Origin of the sequence: Mesorhizobium sp. YC-39 (assembly GCF_025753795.1) — a bacterium.
GTDB lineage: Bacteria > Pseudomonadota > Alphaproteobacteria > Rhizobiales > Rhizobiaceae > Mesorhizobium.
On the sequence record NZ_JAOWPS010000005.1, the window covers coordinates 554,970 to 576,287 of the forward strand.

13 protein-coding genes are annotated in these 21,318 nt (G+C 60.6%); 8 read left to right on the top strand and 5 right to left on the bottom strand.

Annotated elements, in window-relative coordinates; translation table 11 throughout:
• Positions 1-12: 12 nt before the first annotated feature.
• The 3 genes from OHD62_RS28335 to OHD62_RS28345 are packed head-to-tail and all read left to right on the top strand — an operon-like array spanning position 13 to position 5,029.
• Entirely contained in the window at positions 13-420 is a 408-nt protein-coding gene (locus tag OHD62_RS28335) for a FixH family protein (protein WP_263789911.1), read from the top strand.
• A complete protein-coding gene (locus OHD62_RS28340; protein ID WP_263789913.1) occupies positions 417-1,853 on the top strand; it encodes an efflux RND transporter periplasmic adaptor subunit in 1,437 nt (478 codons plus the stop codon). The genes OHD62_RS28335 and OHD62_RS28340 overlap by 4 nt, the downstream gene beginning before the upstream one ends.
• On the top strand, positions 1,850-5,029 hold the full coding sequence (locus OHD62_RS28345; RefSeq protein WP_263789915.1) for an efflux RND transporter permease subunit: 3,180 nt from the start codon (positions 1,850-1,852) through the stop codon (positions 5,027-5,029). The genes OHD62_RS28340 and OHD62_RS28345 overlap by 4 nt, the downstream gene beginning before the upstream one ends.
• Positions 5,030-5,134: 105 nt before the next feature.
• Here the strand turns inward: OHD62_RS28345 and otsB are convergent, their stop codons facing one another.
• From otsB to OHD62_RS28365, 4 genes are all read right to left on the bottom strand, one after another.
• Positions 5,135-5,896 (bottom strand): trehalose-phosphatase, encoded by a 762-nt coding sequence (otsB, locus tag OHD62_RS28350; RefSeq protein ID WP_263789917.1) that lies wholly within the window; start codon positions 5,894-5,896, stop codon positions 5,135-5,137.
• Complete coding sequence (locus OHD62_RS28355; RefSeq protein ID WP_263789919.1) at positions 5,893-7,674, bottom strand: alpha,alpha-trehalose-phosphate synthase (UDP-forming); 1,782 nt, start codon at positions 7,672-7,674, stop codon at positions 5,893-5,895. The genes otsB and OHD62_RS28355 overlap by 4 nt, the downstream gene beginning before the upstream one ends.
• Before the next feature lie 170 nt (positions 7,675-7,844).
• Positions 7,845-10,007, bottom strand: a complete 2,163-nt coding sequence (locus OHD62_RS28360) for an amylo-alpha-1,6-glucosidase (protein ID WP_263789921.1) — start codon at positions 10,005-10,007, stop codon at positions 7,845-7,847.
• Between the two features lie 49 nt (positions 10,008-10,056).
• On the bottom strand, positions 10,057-11,118 hold the full coding sequence (locus OHD62_RS28365) for a glycosyltransferase family 4 protein (protein ID WP_263789923.1): 1,062 nt from the start codon (positions 11,116-11,118) through the stop codon (positions 10,057-10,059).
• A gap of 228 nt (positions 11,119-11,346) precedes the next feature.
• On the opposite strand from OHD62_RS28365, the gene OHD62_RS28370 reads away from it, so the two are divergent.
• The gene (locus OHD62_RS28370) at positions 11,347-11,649 is read left to right on the top strand and encodes a DUF982 domain-containing protein (protein WP_097577299.1); all 303 of its coding nucleotides are present in this window, start codon (positions 11,347-11,349) and stop codon (positions 11,647-11,649) included.
• A gap of 263 nt (positions 11,650-11,912) precedes the next feature.
• Here the strand turns inward: OHD62_RS28370 and OHD62_RS28375 are convergent, their stop codons facing one another.
• Positions 11,913-13,673, bottom strand: coding sequence for a calcium-binding protein (locus OHD62_RS28375; protein ID WP_263789925.1), 1,761 nt, complete (start codon positions 13,671-13,673; stop codon positions 11,913-11,915).
• Positions 13,674-14,611: 938 nt separating this feature from the next.
• Here OHD62_RS28375 and OHD62_RS28380 point away from each other — a divergent pair.
• The 4 genes from OHD62_RS28380 to OHD62_RS28395 are packed head-to-tail and all read left to right on the top strand — an operon-like array spanning position 14,612 to position 21,318.
• A complete protein-coding gene (locus OHD62_RS28380) occupies positions 14,612-15,838 on the top strand; it encodes a glycosyltransferase family 4 protein (protein WP_263789928.1) in 1,227 nt (408 codons plus the stop codon).
• Entirely contained in the window at positions 15,835-17,100 is a 1,266-nt protein-coding gene (locus tag OHD62_RS28385; RefSeq protein WP_263789930.1) for an O-antigen ligase family protein, read from the top strand. The genes OHD62_RS28380 and OHD62_RS28385 overlap by 4 nt, the downstream gene beginning before the upstream one ends.
• 5 nt (positions 17,101-17,105) lie before the next feature.
• Positions 17,106-19,103, top strand: coding sequence for an asparagine synthase (glutamine-hydrolyzing) (gene asnB / locus OHD62_RS28390; protein WP_263789932.1), 1,998 nt, complete (start codon positions 17,106-17,108; stop codon positions 19,101-19,103).
• 1 nt (position 19,104) lies between these two features.
• The gene (locus tag OHD62_RS28395) at positions 19,105-21,318 is read left to right on the top strand and encodes a GumC family protein (protein WP_263789934.1); all 2,214 of its coding nucleotides are present in this window, start codon (positions 19,105-19,107) and stop codon (positions 21,316-21,318) included.

Here is a 21,318-nt window from a genome sequence, read left to right on the forward strand (position 1 = left end):
GAAAATCTGACAATGAACTTTTACAATGCGAAGCGCGTCGCAGCCGCGGCGCTGATCGGTCTTGCTGTCGGCGATGCCAATTCGAAGGCCTGGGCTGGGATCGACGATTATGAGTTTCAACTCGTTCAAAGCGCGATCAAGAACGGTGATGGCGCGATTGTGGCTGTCCGCCTCATCGACAAGCGCTCCGGCAAGGTGGTGCCCGACGCGGTGATCTTTGCCAAGCGCGTCGACATGGCGCCGGACGGAATGGAGATGATGACGGCGCCAATCGAGTCGTTGCCCTCGACGGAGCCCGGCATCTATCGGTTCAAGGCAAATCTGATGATGCCAGGTGGCTACCGCCTGTCGATCGGCGCCAAGGTGCAGGGCGAAACCGGCTCTCTCGAAAACAAGCTCGAATTCAAGGCCACGCCATGAATCGCGCCGGCCGCACCGGCCTCACCCTCGCCGCCGTTTTGGCGGCGGGTGCTGGAGGCTTTTGGGCGGGACAGCGCAATCCTGAGCTGCCTGCCATTCCATGGCTGCAAGCTGTCCCTTGGCTCGAAGGCGTTGCAGCGCCTCCGAAGAGCGCCAACCCTGCGCCCACCGGACCCGTGATCTACTACCGAGATCCGGACGGTCTCCCAGCCTATGCGGCAACTCCGAAGAAGACCGTCGATGGGCGGGACTTCCTGCCCGTTCTGGCGGGGGAGGACCTGAACTTCGAGGACAAGCCGCCGGCCGCGGCTGCGACCGTCGCCGCGAATGGCGAACCGAAGCGGATCTTGTACTACCGCAATCCGATGGGCCTTCCGGACACCTCACCGGCGCCGAAGAAGGATTCCATGGGGATGGATTACATCCCTGTCTACGCGGGCGAGGATGACGACGCTTCGACTGTCAAAGTCGCCACAGGCAAACTGCAGCGGACCGGCGTCCGGTCGGAGGTCGCCACCGAGCAGGTGATCGTTCGTCCGGTGCGAGTGCCCGGCACCGTGCAGCTTGATGAACGGCGGGTCAGCGTGGTCGCGACGCGCACCGATGCCTTCGTCGACAAGGTCGCGGACGTCACCACCGGCGATCGGGTCAAAAAGGGCGAGCCGCTGATGCGGCTGTATTCGGCCGAGATCGCTGCGGCGAGCGCCCAATATCTCACCGATCTGAACGGCGGCGGCCGCGCCTCGGCCGGGGCGCGCCAGCGCCTTGAGAATCTTGCGCTCCCACCCGATGTGATCGCCGCCATCGACCGTACCCGCCAGGTTCAGACTTCCATCACCTGGACCGCGCCGCGCGATGGCGTGATCCTCGAGCGCAATGTGGTCGAAGGCATGAAGGCGTCGCCCGGTGATGTGCTCTTTCGCCTCGCCGACGTCTCGACTGTCTGGATCGTCGCCGACGTGCCCGAATATCAGCTGGGAGCCGTGAAGGTCGGCGCCGCCGCAACGATGCGGGTGCGAAGTCTACCGGGCCGGACCTTCAGCGGCCGTGTCGCGCTGATCTATCCGCAGGTCAGCAAGGAAACGCGCACGACCAAGGTGCGGATCGAGATCCCAAATCCGGATGGTCTCTTGTTGCCGGACATGTATGCCGATGTTGAGATCGGCAGCGGCAGCAATGCCCCGGTCGTCGCCGTCCCCGACAGCGCCGTAATCGACACCGGCACGCGGCAGGTCGTGATCCTCGACAAGGGCGAGGGCCGGTTCGAGCCGCGAGAGGTCAAGATCGGTCTTCAGGGCGGCGGCTTTACCGAAATCCGCAATGGTGTTGCCACCGGCGACCGGGTCGTGGTCTCAGCGAATTTCCTGATCGATGCCGAGAGCAATCTGAAGGCTGCACTGAGCGGCATGACGAGCCCGGAGACTGCGCCATGATTGCCCGGCTCATCGCGTGGTCTGCACGCAATCTCGTCCTGATCTTCGTCGGTACAGCCTTCGCGGTGGCCGCCGGAGCCTACGCGCTGAAGACCCTTCCGCTCGACGCGATTCCAGACCTCTCGGACGTCCAGGTCATCGTCTACACCGAGTATCCCGGCCAGGCGCCGCAGGTCGTCGAGGATCAGGTCACCTATCCACTGACGACGGCAATGCTGACCGTGCCGAAATCCAAGGTGGTACGCGGTTTCTCCTTCTTTGGTGTGTCCTTCGTCTACGTCATCTTCGAGGACGGCACGGATCCCTATTGGGCGCGGTCGCGCGTGCTCGAATATCTCAACGCCGCCGCGCAGCGCCTGCCGGCTGGTGTCACGCCAGGCCTCGGCCCCGATGCAACTGGCGTCGGTTGGGTCTACCAGTACGCCGTCGTCGCCAAGGACATGACGCTGGCCGAGCTGCGGTCGCTGCAGGACTGGGTGGTGCGATACGCCGCCTCCAAGGCTGAGGGCGTCGCCGAGGTCGCGAGCGTCGGCGGCTTCGTCAAGCAGTACAACATCGTCGTCGATCCGTTGCGGCTGCGCGCCCAGGGCGTCTCGCTGTCTATGGTCCGCGACGCCGTGCGCGCCAGCAATCGGGATGTCGGCGGACGCACGCTGGAGCTTTCCGAATTCGAGTTCATGGTGCGCGGCCGTGGCTACATCAAGTCGACTGCCGATATCGAAGACATAGTCTTGAAGACGGAACAGGGCGTGCCTCTGCGCCTCAAGGACGTCGCCAGGGTCGAGATCGGTCCCGACGAACGGCGCGGCATCACAGAGCTCAATGGCGAAGGCGAGGTCGCGAGCGGCATCGTCCTGCAGAGGTTCGGGGCCAATGCCCTGACTGTGATCGAGAACGTCAAGCAACGCTTGACCGACATCGCCGGGAGCCTGCCCAAGGGTGCCGAGATCGTGCCGGTCTATGACCGCTCGCAGCTTATCGAAGCGGCGATCGAGACGCTGAAGCGTACACTCGCCGAGGAGAGCATCATCGTCGCCCTGGTTTGCGTGGTGTTCCTCCTTCACCTGCGCAGCGCGCTCGTCGCCATCCTGATGCTGCCTGTCGGCATCCTGATGGCGTTCGGCGCCATGAAGGCGATCGGGCTCGGCTCCAACATCATGAGCCTCGGTGGCATCGCCATCGCCGTGGGCGCCATGATTGATGCTGCTATCGTCATGATTGAGAATGCGCACAAGCATCTGGAGCGGGCTCCGTCCGGCAAGCCGCGCGTACAAATCCTGATCGATGCAGCGAGCGAGGTCGGCCCGGCGCTGTTCTTCAGCCTCCTCGTCATAACGGTATCGTTCCTGCCGATCTTTACGCTCGAGTCGCAGGAAGGCCGGATGTTCGGTCCTCTTGCCTTCACCAAGACCTTCGCCATGGCGGCTGCGGCAATCCTGTCGGTGACGCTGGTGCCGGCTTTGATGGTGGTCTTCGTGCGGGGCCGGATCATCCCCGAGCACAAGAACCCGATCAACCGCTTCCTGATCTGGATCTACCGTCCCGTCATTCGCGGCGTCCTGAAGGCGAAGACGCTCACCATCGCGCTTGCGCTTACCGTGCTTGGCGTCTCCGTCTGGCCGGTGAGCCAGATCGGCTCGGAATTCATGCCGACCCTGAACGAAGGCACGCTGATGTACATGCCGACGACCCTGCCGGGGGTCTCCGTCACCAAGGCGGCTGAGCTCCTGCAAATGCAGGACCGCATCATCAAGTCCTTTCCGGAGGTGGATTCTGTCTATGGCAAAGCGGGGAGGGCGATGACCGCGACCGACCCGGCCCCTACAGAGATGTTCGAAACCATCATCAATTTGAAACCAAAGGATCAATGGCGCACTGGTGTCACCATCGACAGCCTGAAGACCGAGATGGACAAGGCCCTGCAGTTTCCCGGCGTCTCCAACGCCTGGACCATGCCGATCCGCGCCCGCATCGATATGCTTTCGACCGGCATCCGGACGCCTGTCGGCGTAAAGGTGTTCGGCACCGACCTTGCGGAGATGGAGAAGGTCGCGCGCCAAATCGAAAAGGTCCTCAAAACGGTTCCGGGCACATCGAGTGCCTATGCCGAGCGGGTTATCGGCGGCTACTATCTCGACATTGTCCCGGATCGCGAGGCGCTTGGCCGCTACGGCCTTGGCGTCGGCGACGTCCATGACGTCATCGCCACAGCGCTGGGTGGCGAGACCGTGACGACAACTGTCGAGGGACGTGAGCGTTACGGGGTTAATATCCGATACCCCCGTGATCTGCGCTCAAATCCTCAATCGATCGCTACCGACGTCGAAGTGCCGCTGCCCAGTGGTGGTGCCATTCCGCTCGGCGAGGTGGCGAAGGTCCAGCTGACGCGCGGTGCGACCTCGATCCGCACCGAGAATGGCCAGCTCGCGACCTACATCTTCGTTGACATCAACGGCCGGGATCTCGGCGGCTATGTCGCCGACGCTCAGAAGGCAGTCGCGGCGGCGGTGAAGCTGCCGCCTGGCTATTCGGTCGCCTGGAGCGGGCAGTTCGAATATCTGGAGCGAGCCGCGGCGCGGATGAAGATCGTCGTGCCTGTCACCCTGCTCATCATCTTCCTGCTGCTCTATCTCAACTTTAGGGCACTCACCGAGACGTTGATTGTCATGCTGTCCCTGCCCTTTGCCCTTGTCGGCGGGGTCTGGCTGATGTGGTGGCTCGGCTTCAACATGTCGGTGGCTGTCGCGGTCGGCTTCATCGCGCTCGCCGGCGTCGCCGCGGAGACCGGGGTCGTCATGCTGATCTATCTGGAGCAGGCCATGGCCGAAGTGAAGGCAGAGCGGGCCGCACGCAATCAGCCGTTCAACCGGGCAGATCTCCATGAGGCGATCATGCTTGGCGCGGTGGAACGCGTCCGCCCGAAGATGATGACTGTCGTTGCCATCATGGCCGGTCTGATCCCGATCCTCTGGAGCACTGGCGCCGGCTCGGAAGTGATGCAGCGGATCGCCGTACCGATGATCGGTGGTATGATCTCGTCTACCCTCCTGACCCTGGTGGTGATCCCCGCGATCTACGGGTTGGTCAAGGGATGGCGGTTGCCAAAGGGCATCGCATCGACGACCGACGAGGTTGCGCTCGCGGAACCTGAGAGGTTTGGCCTCGCTGCCGAATGATGAGAGGCCGCAATGATGAACGAGATGTCGCCGGTGACGTGCCGGACTTGACAGACCGATAGATCGCTAGGACAGCCATCACTCCTGCTTGGCGATCAATCGCGATCAAGACACCCGCGACACCTCGAAATTGACCTCAAGCCAGGCTATTGCCTCGGCCACATTCTCAAGCGCGTAGGTTGCGGCCGTCGGTCCGCTCGGCTTGACGCGGACGGAGATGCCCCTGGCTTCGTTTATCGCTTCGAAGCCGTTTTCGTCCGACGTGTCGTCTCCGAGAAATACGGGTCGCCGGCCGGCAAAGGGTGGCATTTCCATGAAACGCCGGATGGCGCCGCCTTTGACCGCCTCCAGAGGCATGAGCTCTACGCCGGCATTTCCCGGGATCACGCGGTAGCCCTGCGGAAGCTGAGCCAATGCCTGTTCGACAAGACCGGTTGCCCGGGCAAGCAGATGCGGCGCCGCACGAGTGTGGATGGCGAGGATCGGACCCTTGCGCTCGATGTAAACCTGGCCGTCATCCAGTTCGGCTTCGATCGCGTCGGCAAGGGCGGCGATATCAGCCGGAGTATCCGCAGCGCCGACCGGGCCGTCAGGCGTCAGCCGGTGCTCCAATCCATAGAGTCCGGCGGCGCGCAGCTTCAATGGGTGAAACAGCCTGTCCGCGGCGGAGACGGAACGTCCCGTGATGAAGGCGAGGGCGCCGCCCAGCCTTTGCTCAATATTGCCGATAAGCCCACGCAGTTCCTCACTGACGAAAACCGCGTCGGGGTGGGATGCGTGTTCGAGCAGGGTGCCATCGATATCGAGGAAGAGCGCCCATTGCCCTTCCGGCCTGTCCAGCGTTGGCGGCTTTTGGGCTTCTCTCACGACGCAGCCTTCCGCATCCGCTCGAACATGGAGATGACGTTGTTGGCGTTTGAGGGCGAGCGCTCACCCGTACCTGTCACCCGATCGAGATCGCCGCGCTTACGCAGACGCGCCGCGTCCAGAAGCATACTGCCGGCCCAGCGATAGACATTGTTGTCGCGGACCATTTCGCGCATGGGCCGCATGCGCTCGCGCTGCTCGTCGTGCGTCATGGTCAGCGCCTGCAGCAGCGCTTCGCTCATCATCGCCGCATCGTAAGGATTGACGATCAATGCCTCCAGAAGCTCGCGTGAAGCGCCGGCGAAGGTGCTGAGCAACAGCACGCCCTGCTCGTCGTCGCGCGCGGCGACGAATTCCTTGGCGACCAGATTCATGCCGTCATGCAGGCTGGTAACCATGCCGATATCGGCAGCACGGTAGATCTCGTAGACCTGCTCCTGCGAATGATGTTCGGCAACCATGATGACCGGCTTATAGTCCTCGCTGCCGAAGCGCTGGTTGAGTTCTTCCGCGTAGCGATGGCATTCATCGTGCAGTTGCTTGTACGCCGGGAGCGTGCCGCGGCTGGGTGCCGCGATCTGCAGGAAGACCAGTTTCCCGACCCATTCTGGATGTTTCGTGAACAATTCTTCCAACGCCTGGAAACGATCAAGAATGCCCTTGGTGTAGTCGAGACGCTCGACGCCGACGCAGAGTTTGACATCCGCTTTCAGTCCGAACCTGTCGCGGACACGGGTACGGCATTGGTCGACATCGGGAAGTTTCGCCAGGAGTTCGGCCGGCCATTCGATGGAGATGGGATAGGCATGGACCAGCGTCGTCTGCCCGCCATAGGAGATTGCCGCATCCGCTCGCTCTATGCGGCTTTCCAGGAAGCGGTCGACGCTTTCAGTGAAATTGTTGGCATGGAACTGGGTATGGAAGCCGATGATCGAACTTCCAAGCAGCCCCTCCAGGATCCGCTCACGCCACGGACAGATGCTATAGACCTCGGAGTTGGGCCATGGGATATGCCAGAAAGTTATGACGATCGCTTCGGGCAGGCGCTCACGGATCATGCGCGGCAAGAGCGCGAAATGGTAATCCTGAACCAGCACGATCGGTCGCTCGTTACGCGCTTCGGCGACCACGGTGTCGGCGAATTTCCGGTTGACCGCTTCATAGGCTTCCCAGTCCGAGGCGCGAAAAACTGGCCGGGTAAAGGCGATATGGCAAAGTGGCCACAGGCCTTCATTGGCGAAACCCAGATAGTAGCCCTGATGCTCCTCCTCCGTCAGCCAGACCCGGCGCAGCGTGTAGGACGGATTGCCCGGCGGCACCTGAACACGGTCGTTCTCGTCGACCATGAGACGGTCGGCGGTGCCGCCGCCATAGGCTATCCAGGTGCCGGAGCAGGCGCGGGTGATCGGCTCGAGTGCTGAAACCAGCCCGCTGGCAGGCACCAGGAGTTCGACGCCATTGCCCCTAATGTTGTGGATGTAGGGCTCTCGGTTGGACACCACGATCACCTGCGCCTCTGGCAGATCGTCGGCCAGGATCTTGCGCAAGGTGTCGGGCGACCAGGTGACCAATGCCGCATCGACAGACTGACCGTTTTTCTCGAACTCGCGCAGTACCTTGCGCGCCGCTTCCGAAGCCACATCCTCGCCGGGGGTATATGCAATGGCCGGTGTCTGGTTATGACGCCGACGGGATAACGAGAATACAACCGCAATCGCGGAAAGGCCGAAGCTTGCAAGGATAAGAACCCAGAGCACCTCTATTCCGTAGTCTGTCATTGGGAAACCACTTACCTCCGGTCGTTTGGTGACCGTTTTTTCTGTTTGTTTTTTCGAATTCGCAGCCGGTCGCTGCGACAGACAGCCCACCGGCATGATTTTGCAACGCACAAACGGGCCATCGGTTCCGATAATTGGAACGCTGCATTCAATTCCATTCGCAAACCGAATTAAGTTCGCACGATGAGCGGAACCAGGCCTTCGTGCCGATCGGCGAGGAAGGCAACCACCCGGTCGCCGACGCGCTGGAATGTCAGGTCGACCGCCGTTGCGCCAACGCCCAGATGCCTCAGCGTGAGCATGTCGATACCAATCGGCAGCCTGGGGCGGGTGACACGGATCTCGCCGTCCCAACCATCGATTTCGAGGCCAAGGCAGGCCTGCATCAGCATGAAGGCCGACCCCGCCGACCACGCCTGCGGCAGGCAAGCGACGGGATAGGCGATCGGTGCTTCGCCCGGCGCGCGGGTGAAACCGCAGAACAGTTCCGGCAGTCGCATGTTGAAATGCACCGCGGATTCGAACGTGCCGCTCATCAACCGGACCACGCTTTCACGTTCGCCATAGCGCGCCAGGCCGGCGCCGCACATGGCGGTGTCATGCGGCCAGATCGAACCGTTGTGGTAGGACATCGGATTGAAGAGCACCGCGTCGTCGGCGAGCGTCCTCACCCCCCAGCCCGAGTGGAAGGACGCCGACAAGAGCTGATCGGCAACCAGCTGCGCCCGTGCGGGCTCGGGAAGCCCGACATAGAGAAGATGCCCCACATTAGACGTCCGCACCTTGCAGGGCTCGCCATCGCCGTCGATCGCCAAGGCATAGAAATCGAGATCGTCCAGCCAGAAGCGGCGTTCCACGGCAATGCGCATGGCCTCGGCGCGGCTATCCCAGTGGTCGGCCTTCTCATCCTCGCCACGGCGACGGGCGAGTGCCGCCAGCCCCCGGAATGCTGCAAAGACATAGCCTTGCACCTCCACCAGGGCGATCGGTCCCTTGGGGATGCGGCCATCGGCGTGAAAGACAGAATCGATACTGTCCTTCCATCCCTGATTGGCGAGGCCGGACTCGGCGGCGCGCTGATAGGTGAGGAAGCCGGTCGCCCGGCTTGCCTCTTCCGTCCATTCGGCCGCGGCGCAGAGCGAAGGCCACAGGCTGTCGATGAACGTCATGTCGCCGGTACGGTCCGCATAGGTGCAGGCTAGGTGAATGTAGAGGGGCGTCGTGTCGACGCCGCCGTAGTAGCGGCCGAAGGGTAGTTCGCGCAGCGCCGCCATTTCGCCCTTGCGGGTCTCGTGCATGATCTTGCCCGGCTGAGAATCGCTGAAAGGCGATGTCTCGGTCGCCTGGTGCTGGGCAAGGAAGGCCAGCACACCTCGTGCCAGGCCAGGGTTGAGCCAAAGCATCTGCAGCGCGGAGATCACGCCATCGCGGCCGAACGCCGTCGAAAACCAGGGGATGCCCGCATAGGGATAGGGCCCGGTGGCAAGCTCGGTGGTCAAAAGCGCCACGTCTGCGCGCGCGCGCTCGACCCAGTCGTTGAAGACGCGACCCGAACTGTGCACCGTGGCGCCATGGCGGCGTTTGGCCCGCATGCCGAAGCGGGCGCGGGCCGCGGCGGCGCGGAAACGGTCGCGGTCTGGCGCCTTGGCCACCTCTGGACCGACCTCGACATACAGCACCTTGCTGCTGCGCTTCGTCACGGCAATCAGGAAATCCGCGTGGTCGTCCGTCAGATGGTCGGGCGCTTGCGAGAACGATATCGCCGACATGCGCGCCAGCCCGTCCAATCCGTCGTATCGCAGCAGAACGGAAGCCGCATCAATCTCGGCCGCATGGGCCATGCCGCGCTTCGGCCTTGTCGAGCCGCGCACTTCGAACATGTCGCGAAAATCGGCGGCGAAATGCAGCGAAACGCCGATGGTTGAATGTTCCCGGCTGTAGTTGGAAAGAGTGATACGTTCGAACAATCGATCCTGCCAAAGCAGCCTGACACGCTCGATGTGGATCGCGCCCTGCGGAATGTCCCGGCCGCCCGCGGTCTGGATCGGCAAATTGGTGAGGTTGGCGGTAAACAGCACATTGTCCTGGCTGAGCGACGTGCCAAGCAACGATGTCTGCCGGCCGCCGACAGTCAGCCGGAATTCAGAAAGTACGCGCGTGTCGTCACGGAAGAAGCCGTCGCCAGCGCCGCGTATATCACCATAGGCATCGGCGACGGCGAAACAGTCGCCTTGTTTGAGCGCAAACAGCCGATGCGGCTCCCGCGGCGCGGTAGCGTCCAGAGAGGCAAGCGCCACGGCCGGATCGAGCTTGCGCTCGTCGAGTTGGGTCATTTGTTGCAAAACTCTTCGTTTCGTTCCTGATTGGTCCGCGAGACGTGGATCACGAAGCTCTTGCTTCCGTCGGAGTTCCGATCAGACGCGCATAGGCGGCCACATAGTCGTGGGCCATTCTACCGGCGGAAAACCGTTTTTCGAAGACGGTTCTCACCTTTCGTCTGTCAAGCCGCAGCAAGGCCGGCACCGATGCGACCGCATCCTCTATCGAATCCACGATGAAGCCGGTCACGCCTTGGTCGACGATCTCCGGCATGGCGCCGCAATTCCAGCCAATTACCGGCGTGCCGCAGGCCATCGCCTCGATGACGGCAAGGCCGAACGGCTCGGGCCAATCGATTGGAAATACGAGGCCGGCCGCCTTGCCGAGGAACTCCGCCTTTTCGTCCTCCACGATCTCGCCGACATAGTCGATGCGGTCGCCATCTATCAACGGCTCGACCACCTCATGGAAATAGGCGCGGTCGTCGTCGCCGATCTTGGCGGCAAGCTTCAGTTTGAGCCCCGAGCGCAGCGCGATCTCGATGGCGCGGTCCGGACGCTTGTCGCGCGACATGCGACCAAGGAAGGCAAGGTAGGGTTCCGTTTGGTTTGCCTCGAAAGCCGGCTCGTAAATCCCGGTTGGCAACCCATGATGGATGGTCGCCAACCAGTTGGCGTTGGCGAGCCCCGTCCTTTGGCTGCGGGAAATGGAGATCATCGGAAAACGCGGGAAACGCTCATAGGCCGGCGCCAGATCGACATAGTCGAGCCTGCCATGCGGTGTCGTTACCGTCCGCTCGGGCATATGCTCGAAGAAGGGAAAATGCAGGAAATGGCTGAGATGGAAGTGAATGATATCGAATTCCTGCGCGCGCTTTCTCACTTCGGCAAGCATGGAAAGATGCGCGGCCGTTTCGGATTTCAGCGGACGAGGATCGAGGCGAAGCGCACGCTCGCGGCACGGCACCAATCTAGCCGACGTGCTTGTGTCGCCGCTGGCGAACAAGGTGACGTCATGACCAAGCTCGACCAATCCGTTGGTCAGGTAGGACACGATCCGCTCGGTTCCACCATACAGCCGGGGCGGCACGGATTCATGCAACGGCGCCACATGGGCTATTCTCATTTTTGGCATTTCCCTCAAGATCATCGCTAAGGTCGAAATGCATCAGTTGCCCGAACGTTCCCCACTACGGCAAAAAGCCGCGCAGCGGTGTGGCTTTGCGCACTGCCTCGCTGCACGCGCCCATCACGAATTCTTTTACCAGCTGGACATTTTTGTGTGGAACCAAATGGCTAGCCATGAATTTAATAGGGTTCGATCGAACGCATCGCGATCGACGGGGAGGAAACAATGGATCGCTTGCAATTCTTCTCGCCAGTGCGAATTTCGCGCGGGCAGGGGCAGCCTGTGGAAGATATCGACAGCGTTAGCGAGGCGATGGTCTTTTTGCGGAAATGGCCAACGGGTCGACGCGGCCCTGTCTATCAATGCGCGTTGAACTGCTGCGCGGCAGCTCTGGCGGGCAAAATGTCGGCCGAGGAAGCAAGGAAGGCTTTTACCGGCTTTGCCCGGATTACCCGGCTGCTGGAAGACGACGTAGCGGTGCCGATGGAAGGCGGAACCATCGATCGCTTATACGCGCTGAGGCGATAGACGCCAGATCATGTCGAAATGGCCAAGAATGGTTTTGGGGACGGCCGGTGCCATAGCCGTCGCCCTCGTTTGGGGAATTGGCGCCACCTTGATGGGAGCACCGTCCATTTTGATCACGATAGGAGCTGTCGCCATCGGTGCGGGCGTCTATAGCTATCTCAATCAAAACTCAAACTGAGCCAGTTTTCTGTTGGCGCCCGCGGGCGCCAACAGAAATTTGCTCTGGCGATAGTGGCCGATGCGGTTTCTTCGCTTTTTCTTTTTCAAGTCACAAAGAACGAGCCCGACGTAAGCGCGAGATGCGGGGAAAGGGTGGCGAACTGTATCTGAGATGCATCGCCGGTGCCGTCGCTGTCGTAAGAAAGCGCCCCGGTTGAACTGTTATAGATGATATGGTCGGAACTGTCGTGCGCGGCCGCACCCGCAAAGAAAGCGTCGGATGTGAGCGCGCCTGCGTTCAGCCCGGCAAAGATGGCGTGGTCGAGGTGGATCTTGTTCTGGGCCGGGTTGAAGTCGGTAATCCTGTCGACATTGCCATTGCCAAGGGCGGTGTTGAAAACGAAGGTGTCGTTGCCGCCAAGGCCGGTCAACTTGTCGGCGCCGCCGCCGCCATTGATGACGTTGTTACCGGCATTCCCTATGATGCTCTGGGCTAACTCGTTGCCGGTCAGGTTGATTGCCGTGGTGCCGGCATCCTTCGTGGTGCCAAGGACTTCGATCGACGAGCCTGCCTCAAGCGCATAGCTCACGGAGGTCCAAATCCTGTCCTGGCCTTGGCCAGCGGACTCGATCACCCTGTCGCCGGCATGGTCGACATAGTAATCGTCATTGCCGCCAAGGCCGCTCATCTTGTCGGCACCGCCGCCGCCGTTGATGATGTTGTCGCCGGCATTGCCCTGGATGGTTTGTGCCAACTCGTTGCCGGTCAGGTTGATTGCCGTGGTGCCGGCATCATTCGTGGTGCCAAGGACCTCAATCGACGAGCCGGCCGAGAGCGCATAGCTCACGGAGGCCCACACCCTGTCCTGGCCTTGGTCAGCAGACTCGACCACCTTGTCGGCGACGTGTTCGACATAATATTCGTCGTTGCCGCCATAGCCGATCATCGTGTGACCGCCGGCTCCATGGAACACGTCGGCTCCGCTGGTGCCATGCAAAATATCATTGGCAGAAGGGGTAGTGGGTGTAGTGGGGACGGTCGGCGTAGTGGGAGCGGCCGGCTCGGTGGGGGCAGTCGGCGTGGTAGGGGCAGCCGGCTCGGTGGGGGCAGTCGGCTCGGTGGGGGAACTCAAATTGTGTTCCCGGAAGAAAGCTTGCAGCGTTGGAGAGTTCTCAAGCGCGGTATCGCCATTCTGCGAACCCCAGGCATAGGCGAAGTCGAAGGCCGGATCGGGAACCAGCTTTTCCCAGTGGTCGATCATGGTCTGCAGCTGGTCCGTCGTGGGCATGACATACGACCCGCCCGTATTGGTCGTCCAGCCGCCGCCGCCGAAGGTCTGATAGACCGGAACGATCTGGCTGATCGGGATGCCCGATTCCACCGCGGCAGCCACGGATCTGTCGATCATGTCGTAGTCGACGGTGCTTGAGCTCGTGCGCACCGGATAGGGGTCTATGCCGAACAGATCGATATGCGTGTTGGCATAGTTGTAGGTGTTGGAATAATCCGGGTTTGCGGCCGAGCCCATGTCCATCAGGGTGATGAAGGTTTTGGCGCCCGGCACATGGGAATGGATATAGTCGGATTCCGCTCTCAGATCGGCAGCGTCCACCTGGGTATGGTACTTGCCGGTTGGATCCGGCTCATCGACGAGAAAAAACCCATACAGCTTCTCATTGCCGATGAAGGGGGTGACTTTGTCGATGAAGGACTGGGTTACCCCTTCGCCCTCGTTGAGCCAGACCAGGCCTTTCGAGCCTTCCGGCAATTCGTTGAGCTGCTCGACGGTTTGAACATCAACCAGGTTAAAGCCGGCGGTTGCAACCGCGCTGGCAGATCCGCCAGCTGCAAAGTGGAGAGCCATCTACAATCCTTTTTCTCATTCGATAGCGCCCCGCAGCTGCCTGCCTACTAGAGGACGTATATTAGCGACAAATCACATACCGACACCCCTTGATAGAATCGTTGATCGTCGGCAGGATTTCCGAACGTTTCAAGGTCGTTGTCTTGGTAATACAAAAATTCATTAAAAGGAGATGCCTTCTTTTGCGGGTAAAAACTCTTAAACTTCACTTTATTAAACCATGTTTTTTCGCATATATACTTTATTAGCGCCAACCGGTTTTGCCACTTATGTTTAGTTAATTTCTTTCTGACGGATTCATTGTTAGTGTTTCACGAAATCTGTCAGGCTTCCGGTAAGGTTGGCAGAGGTTTAAAGCAGGATGTGAACCAGATTGCAGCCTCACCATCGCGACTGAATTTGTTGTGGACATAGATGGCAGGCGCTCGTTCCGCTCGGTCTCAGCCAAGGTTACCGACGCCGCATAGGTTCAGCCAGCGAATCAAGATTTCGATCCACGACCGGGAGCGTGACCAAAGACACGCCCCCAAACCAGATTTGAGCGAATGCCGGGGCACCGGCGGCGGTATGGTTGTCGAAGCGCGGTTTCGAACGCTCTCACCAGCGGAACCGCTTGAGAAATGGTCCTCTCATGCGTCGCCACGCGCGACAAAATATGCGTTGCGAAGACCAGCCGCACGGTTGTTGCAAGCGCGTCAGGCGGTGAGTTTCCCGGCTCGACCAGTTGATCCACGCCAAGGCTTACCGAAGTGTGATGCCGCCGCGCGATCCAAACCCCATTTGCCTCATCTAAACAGACGAGGACAGTAGGCCAGCCTGCCCCTACCGTGACCTTGGCGACATATGCGCACAGATGGCGAAACCAAGAGCATGAAAGCAGAATTGAAAGCCGGCCACTGCCCGCCATTAGGGTATGGCGCAGGGTCAGGAGAGGCAGGATGAATCCGCATCTCGTATGTGTGGGGGGCGAGGATCACGCCCTGAGAATCCCGTTCCTGATGTCGCTGCGCGAAAAGGGTTTTCGGGTCACTGCGGTCTCGAGCGGCAGTGACGCTGCGTTTTCGCGGCATGGTATTCCGCACCGCCAGTACGGCTTCGACCGATTCTCCAGTGGCACGGGTCAATGGGGCACTGTCAGAACGATCAGAAAATTGATGTCGGAACTCCAGCCGGACGTTGTCCAAAGCTTCGACACCAAGCCAAACCTGCTGACGCCGCTTGCGGTGCGCGGACGGTTTCCAGTCATCCGCACGATCAATGGCCTGGGCTGGACATTCTCATCGCTGGAACCGCGGGCTCTGGCTCTGCGTCCAGTTTTTTGCGGATTGCAATGGCTTGTCTCCTTCTGGACTGCTGCGACGGTGTTCCAAAATCGGGACGACCAGGCCTTCTTTGAGCGCTACAGGTTAATCCGACGCGGCAGCGGTCGGCTGATCCGCAGTTCAGGAATCGATGTCGATGCGTTCGCCATGGCAAGGCATCTTGCCCCGTCGGCCATGAGAATGCGTGAAGAGCTCGGGCTCGACCAGTCCGCCGAAGTCGTCATTTTTGTCGGTCGGCTGACCCGCCAGAAGGGTATCCCAACACTTCTCAAAGCACTTCCACGCATCCTGTCCAAAAGGCCTAATGCGCGTTTCGTGCTTGTCGGTCCATGGGAATCCGAAGGCCCATTTGCAGTCGATAAGGCAGACATCGATCGATATGCCCCCCATGTCATCACCTTGGGTCCGCGACGCGATGTTCCAGCCCTCCTTGGCATGGCCGATCTGTTCGCCTTTCCCACGGAATATCGCGAGGGGATCCCGCGCGTCCTGCTGGAGGCAGGACTGGCAGGGTTGCCCATCGTCGCCTCACGGATGCCGGGCTGCAACGACGTGGTTGAAGACGGATGGAACGGCTACCTCGTCCCGCCTCATGATGCCGATGAACTGGCGTCTCGAATAATAGACGTCCTCTCCGACCGCGATGGCGGAAAGCTCATGGGCGGCCGTTCCGTCGAACTTGTCCGGGAGCAGTTCTCGCTGCCCTGGGTCGTGGACCAGTATTGCGATCTGTACAAGAAAGTCCTTAGCGCCAATTCCCAAAGCGTTCTCGCTCGACCTGTGTCCCCGATCTTGCTCGAAGAGGACGCCGCAGAGCCCGAAATGGGAGGGGTGCGCCGATGATCCGGGACGCGTTGCTGGCTGGCGGCGTTGCGATGGCCTATGCCGCGCAGCTCAGCATTCCAGGAATGCCTTTCGGATATACCGAATTGTTGCTGTCGCTTTGGATCATGCTCTCGCTCGGGCGCGTGCTCCTCGGTGGTCATCTGGAGGTCACGCCGGCCCTGTACCGTCTTGCGATCTTCTGGGTGATCATAGCATTTGCCATGGGGGTCGGCCTCATTGTCGGCATGATGACCTCGGTTGTATATCTGGCGGCACCGGTCCACGACATAACAGCCTACCTGCTGTTGGTCTGCGTCACCTGCCTCTCCGCAGCCGAGCCTGACGCCGAACTACATTTGCGTCGCGCCGCCTGGTGGGTGATCGTGATCGCGAATGCGTGCTTTGTCTTTCAGCTGGCGCTCGGGTGGGGGGTTATCCACCAACCCGGTGTCGACCCATGGTTCTGGGATCGCTTCACCGGCTGGTCTGAAAATCCGAACCAACTGGCGCTCTATTGCGCACTCTTTGGTCCGCTGGCCTTGTATCTTGCAACGACCACCCGCAATCCGTGGGCGAGGCTATTTGGGTTCAGCAGCGTTGGCCTGATCTTCCTTGTCGGGAAGCTGACAAAGAGCGATACCTTTCTTCTCACAAGCATCCTTACCCTCCTGATATTTGTGGGGCTGCGTATTCGGACATGGTTCACGTCCGGCGACAGAGTTACCGTTTTCCGCCAAGTGACCCTCCTGTTGATGGTCGGCTTTCTTCCCCTGGCGATGTCGATGGCGCCCTACGTCGTCAAGGAGTTTGGCAATGTCGAAGATATAGCCAAAGGCCTCAGCCGAGGTGGGGGCGGCGAGGAGACAACGGAGACTGCTGAACTTCGCTTCGCCCTCTGGACTAATGCATTGCACAAGGGCTTGGGGTCAGCGTCGCTGGGCCTTGGTCCTGGCCCACATGTGGATCGATCCATCGTCTATAGACAGTTTGAGGACCTGCCTTTCGAGGCCCACAACACCTATCTCGATACGTATACCCAAGGTGGTTTGATTGCGGTCCTGGCCCTGCTCTGGATCCTGGGATCAGCCACCCTGGCCGCTTGGCGTGCGAAGCTCGACGCCCTGCTAGCGTTGATGCTGTCGATCCTCTTTTACGGGTTTCCGCACCTGATCATCCGCCATCCGATCGTGTGGTTTGCGGTGACGCTGTGCCTTGTCGCCGGAACGCCGCAAGCTGTTTCGGCGACCTATAACAAAAAACTTTCCAGTAAATTGGGGTAACGGGGATGTGTGGGATTGCCGGAATTCTTCTTGCACCTAATGCAACCAGTGCGAAGCCACTGAGGGCAATAGTGCAGATGACAACGGCGCTGCGTCATCGCGGGCCCGATGGCGAAGGCTTCTGGACAGATCGTGAAGCCGGCATTGCCTTCGGACACAGGCGCTTGGCCATCGTCGACCTATCGGAGGCGGGACACCAGCCGATGCATTCGGACGGTGACCGGTACGTCATCACCTTTAATGGCGAGATATACAATTTCCACGATTTGCGCCACGAACTTGAAGGCGAGGGCCATCGTTTCCGCGGCACCAGCGATACCGAAGTCATGCTGTGCGCGATCGAGAATTGGGGGCTCGATAGCGCACTCAAGCGCTTTGCCGGGATGTTCGCGTTTGGATTGTGGGACAGGAAGACGAGGACCCTTCATATCGCCCGCGACCGAATGGGCAAAAAGCCGCTCTACGTTGCCTCAACACGCGATGCACTGGTTTTTGCCTCCGAACTAAAGGCTATCAACCGTTTTCCAGATTTCCGTCAGGAGCTCGATCTCGATGCGGCGGCGGCGATGCTGTCGAGGGGGTGGGTACCGGATAGCAGTTGCATCTGGCAGGGCGTCTTTAAGCTGCCTCCCGGCTCGGTTCTGTCCCTGACAGCTGCAGATTTTGCTAGCGCACGCAGTGCCAAGTCCCTTTCGGACCGCATCCGACAATGGTGGTCGCTGGCCGAGGTTGCCGAGAAAGGTCGGCAGGAACCAATCGCCGGCACCGACGAAGAGCTGACAAATGAACTCGACAAGCTGCTGAGACTTGCCGTCCGGCAACGCATGGTTGCCGATGTGCCGCTGGGCGGCTTTCTATCCGGCGGCGTCGACAGCTCGGCTGTTGTGGCCCTGATGCAGGCTCAATCCACAAAGCCTGTGCGCACGTTCACGATCGCATTTGGAGAAGGCGGGTTCGATGAGGCGCCCCACGCCGCCGAGGTCGCCCGGCATCTGGGCACCGACCATACGGAACTTCACCTTTCGCCTGCCTCCGCCCGCGACATCATTCCAGAACTGCCACAGACCTGGGACGAGCCGTTCGCCGACGAATCGCAGATACCAACTCTGCTCGTGGCGCGGCTGGCTCGCCAGCACGTTGCGGTGGCTCTGTCAGGCGACGGTGGCGACGAATGCTTTGCCGGTTACGCTCGCCACCTCATGGCGGCCCGAGTGAAACGGCAGCATGGACTGCCGTTGCCGATGCGCCAGACGCTTGCGACAGGTATTGGATTGCTCGCTCGTGCAGCCCGTCACGATCTTGTCAGCAAGCTGCCCCTTTCGGCTCATGCCCGGCATGCGCTGCGGAGCGATCGGCTGGATCGCCTGGCTCGGCTACTTGCTGCCGCCGATGAGGATGAACTCTATCAACGGCTGATGGGATCATCGACCGAAAACCTCACGCACCACAGACCCCCCATTTCGATCAATGGCACACCTCCGCTTGATGGCCTGCTGTCGCGTCTCCTGTACGACGACATGGTCGGCTATTTGCCCGGCGACATACTGGTAAAGCTGGACCGCGCCAGCATGGCCAACAGCCTTGAGGGACGATGCCCGCTTCTCGACCATCGGGTCGTTGAGTTCGCCTGGCGTCTGCCGGCGGACGCGATGGTGCGCCACGGCAGAGGCAAGTGGATCCTTCGTCAGTTGCTGCATCGCTATGTTCCGGAGCGGCTGATCGACCGACCAAAGCATGGCTTCGACGTTCCGATAGCTGTGTGGCTGAGAGGGCCGCTGCGCATCTGGGCCGGCGATCTTATCGCCGATATGCGCCTCTCCGGCGACGGGATCTTCGACTTCACAAAGGTCGAGACGTGCTGGCGAGACCACATCGACGGCAGGCAGGATCATTCTCGTGATTTGTGGGCGGCGTTGATGTTCCAGGCATGGCGCAACGAGGCCACTCGCCCGTCGGCGCCTGCAAAGGATCTTTCCCGCATTTTCGAACTGGCAGGAGTGTAAGATGGAAGGTTCCATAGTCAGCCGCATTCAACTTCCGCGTGCGACTGAGATGCATGTAAGCGCGCGTGAGACCAAGCCACGCATGAGGCGGCCGCTGCGTGAGCAGATCGATACGGAGAACCCCTTACATCAACTTCTCACGACCATCGCGAGACGAAAATGGTTCCTGCTGGGCATGGTCGTCCTAGGCGGTGTTTTGGCCGGACTCGCGGGTCTTGCTCGCTCTGTCGAGTTCGAGGCGACCACGCAAATCATTCTAGATGCTCCCGGCAGGGTCGGGCCTAACGGCACGGATGCGGGGATGCTGGATGCCACCATTGACGACAATATAACCACGCTCACGTCGCAAGGGCATCTGCGTCGCGTTGCGGCGGCATTACGCAAAATGGAGGCTAGCGGCACTGCTGCACAAAGTGATTCCGGAACCGGCGATTCTCGCCCCAACCCCGTTGGCGACGGCCAATCGAATTCGCGCTCTTTTGCAGGTGGTCTATTCAGCAGAATTTGGCCGCAGAGCAAACCGGAGGACCTGGATGCGGCTGAACTGAAGGCGTTGCGAAAGGACTTGAGAGTTGGGCAGGAACTGCGATCGAGAGTGATCACGGTCGGCTTCACCGATAACGATCCGACGCGCGCGGCCATGGTGGCTAATACCTTTGCCCAATTGTACATCGACGATCTCGCAACGAGACATCAGGCATCGGACAAGCTGGAACTCGCCTCGATCGTTGCCGCCTTGCCGGGAGTGCAAAGCGATCTGGCGGAAGCGACCGATCGCCTGGAGAAGTATCGGCTGAGCCATGGCGCCGTTGATCAAGGCGCCGCGGACAGCGCCGCCAGGGAGACGGCCGATCTCAGTCAGCAGATTTCCTTGTCGAGAGCGGATTTGTCAGCCTCGGAAGCTCGTCTTCAACATATTCAGGACCTGCAAAAGCAAGGGGCGTCGGTCACCGCACTCGCCGAAGCGATGGGGTCACAGGTGCTGGCCGACCTCGCGGTGCGCCAGGCCAGCGGCACGGCCAATGAGGACTTGACCAATGCGATCAACCTCGAGATAGAACGAGGCACTGCCCGTATCGCCGCGGAAGCGGAGATCTACCGTACCCAGATCACGACTCTGGAGACACGCAAGAACGTGCTCGATGCGGTCGCGGCCGATACAGCCGGCCGGCTGTCCGGGCTGCGTGCGCTTGAGCCGCAGGTCAGTATCCTGACGCAGCGATACAATCAGCTCCTGACGCAACAGCAGGAGTTGAAACAGCGCATTGCATCGCCCTCGGCCGGAGTCTCGGTCCTTTCAGCCGCATGGCCGCCGACGAATCCAAGGACCCTGTCGCCAATTTTCCTTATCCCACCCGGCATGGTCGTGTTTGGCCTCATAGGCGGGGCCTTTGTCGTTCTTCGCAACCGCCTCGATCAGACTCTGCGCGGCGTGGCCGAAGCTGAAGCAGCGCTCGGGATACCTTGCCTGGGGCTGATACCTCAAGCTCCCACAATGCACGCCAAGCGGCTGCAGCAGCTGGTTTTAGCCCAGCAGAAGTCCAGATACAGCCGTGCCATAACGTCCCTACTTGTTGCCGCAGCGCCCAAGCCGGCTAGGGACCGCTCATCGCATGTCATTCTCGTCACGTCCAGCGTACAGGATGATGGCAAGACCGAGCTTGCTTGGAGCCTGGCCTTGGCAGCCACCCGACTGGGAGGCAAAGTGCTTTTCCTCGATCTTGACAGCACGGGCGTGCGCCTCACGAACGAGTTTCTGGACGAGTTCACAGCGCACAAGCCACACAATTTCTTCGGAGACTATGTGAATGACCGCTGTGCCTTGCACGATGCAACCGTCGGAATGCCTGAAATCGGGATCGACTTCATGGCTCTTGCGCCATCGGAGGATCTGCTGGCGCTGCTGTCCACGGCCGACAGTTCGCTGTTCACGGATGAGCTACAGTCGATCTATAACGTCGTCATCATAAATGGACCACTGGGACTTGCAGGACCAGAGGCCGGGCTTCTGACGGGCTGGGCTGACGCGGTTCTTTTCGCCATCCGCTGGGGCAAGACACGACGCAGCATCGCGCGCGGTGTTCTGGAGCCGCTTGCGAGCGATGCGTCGACTTCGATCCCTGTAGGGAGCGTTCTCACGCAGGTCGATCTCAAGAAGCACGCCGGCTATCATTTCGGGGACAGCGCTGATCTTTTGCTCGAGAGAGCGTCATGA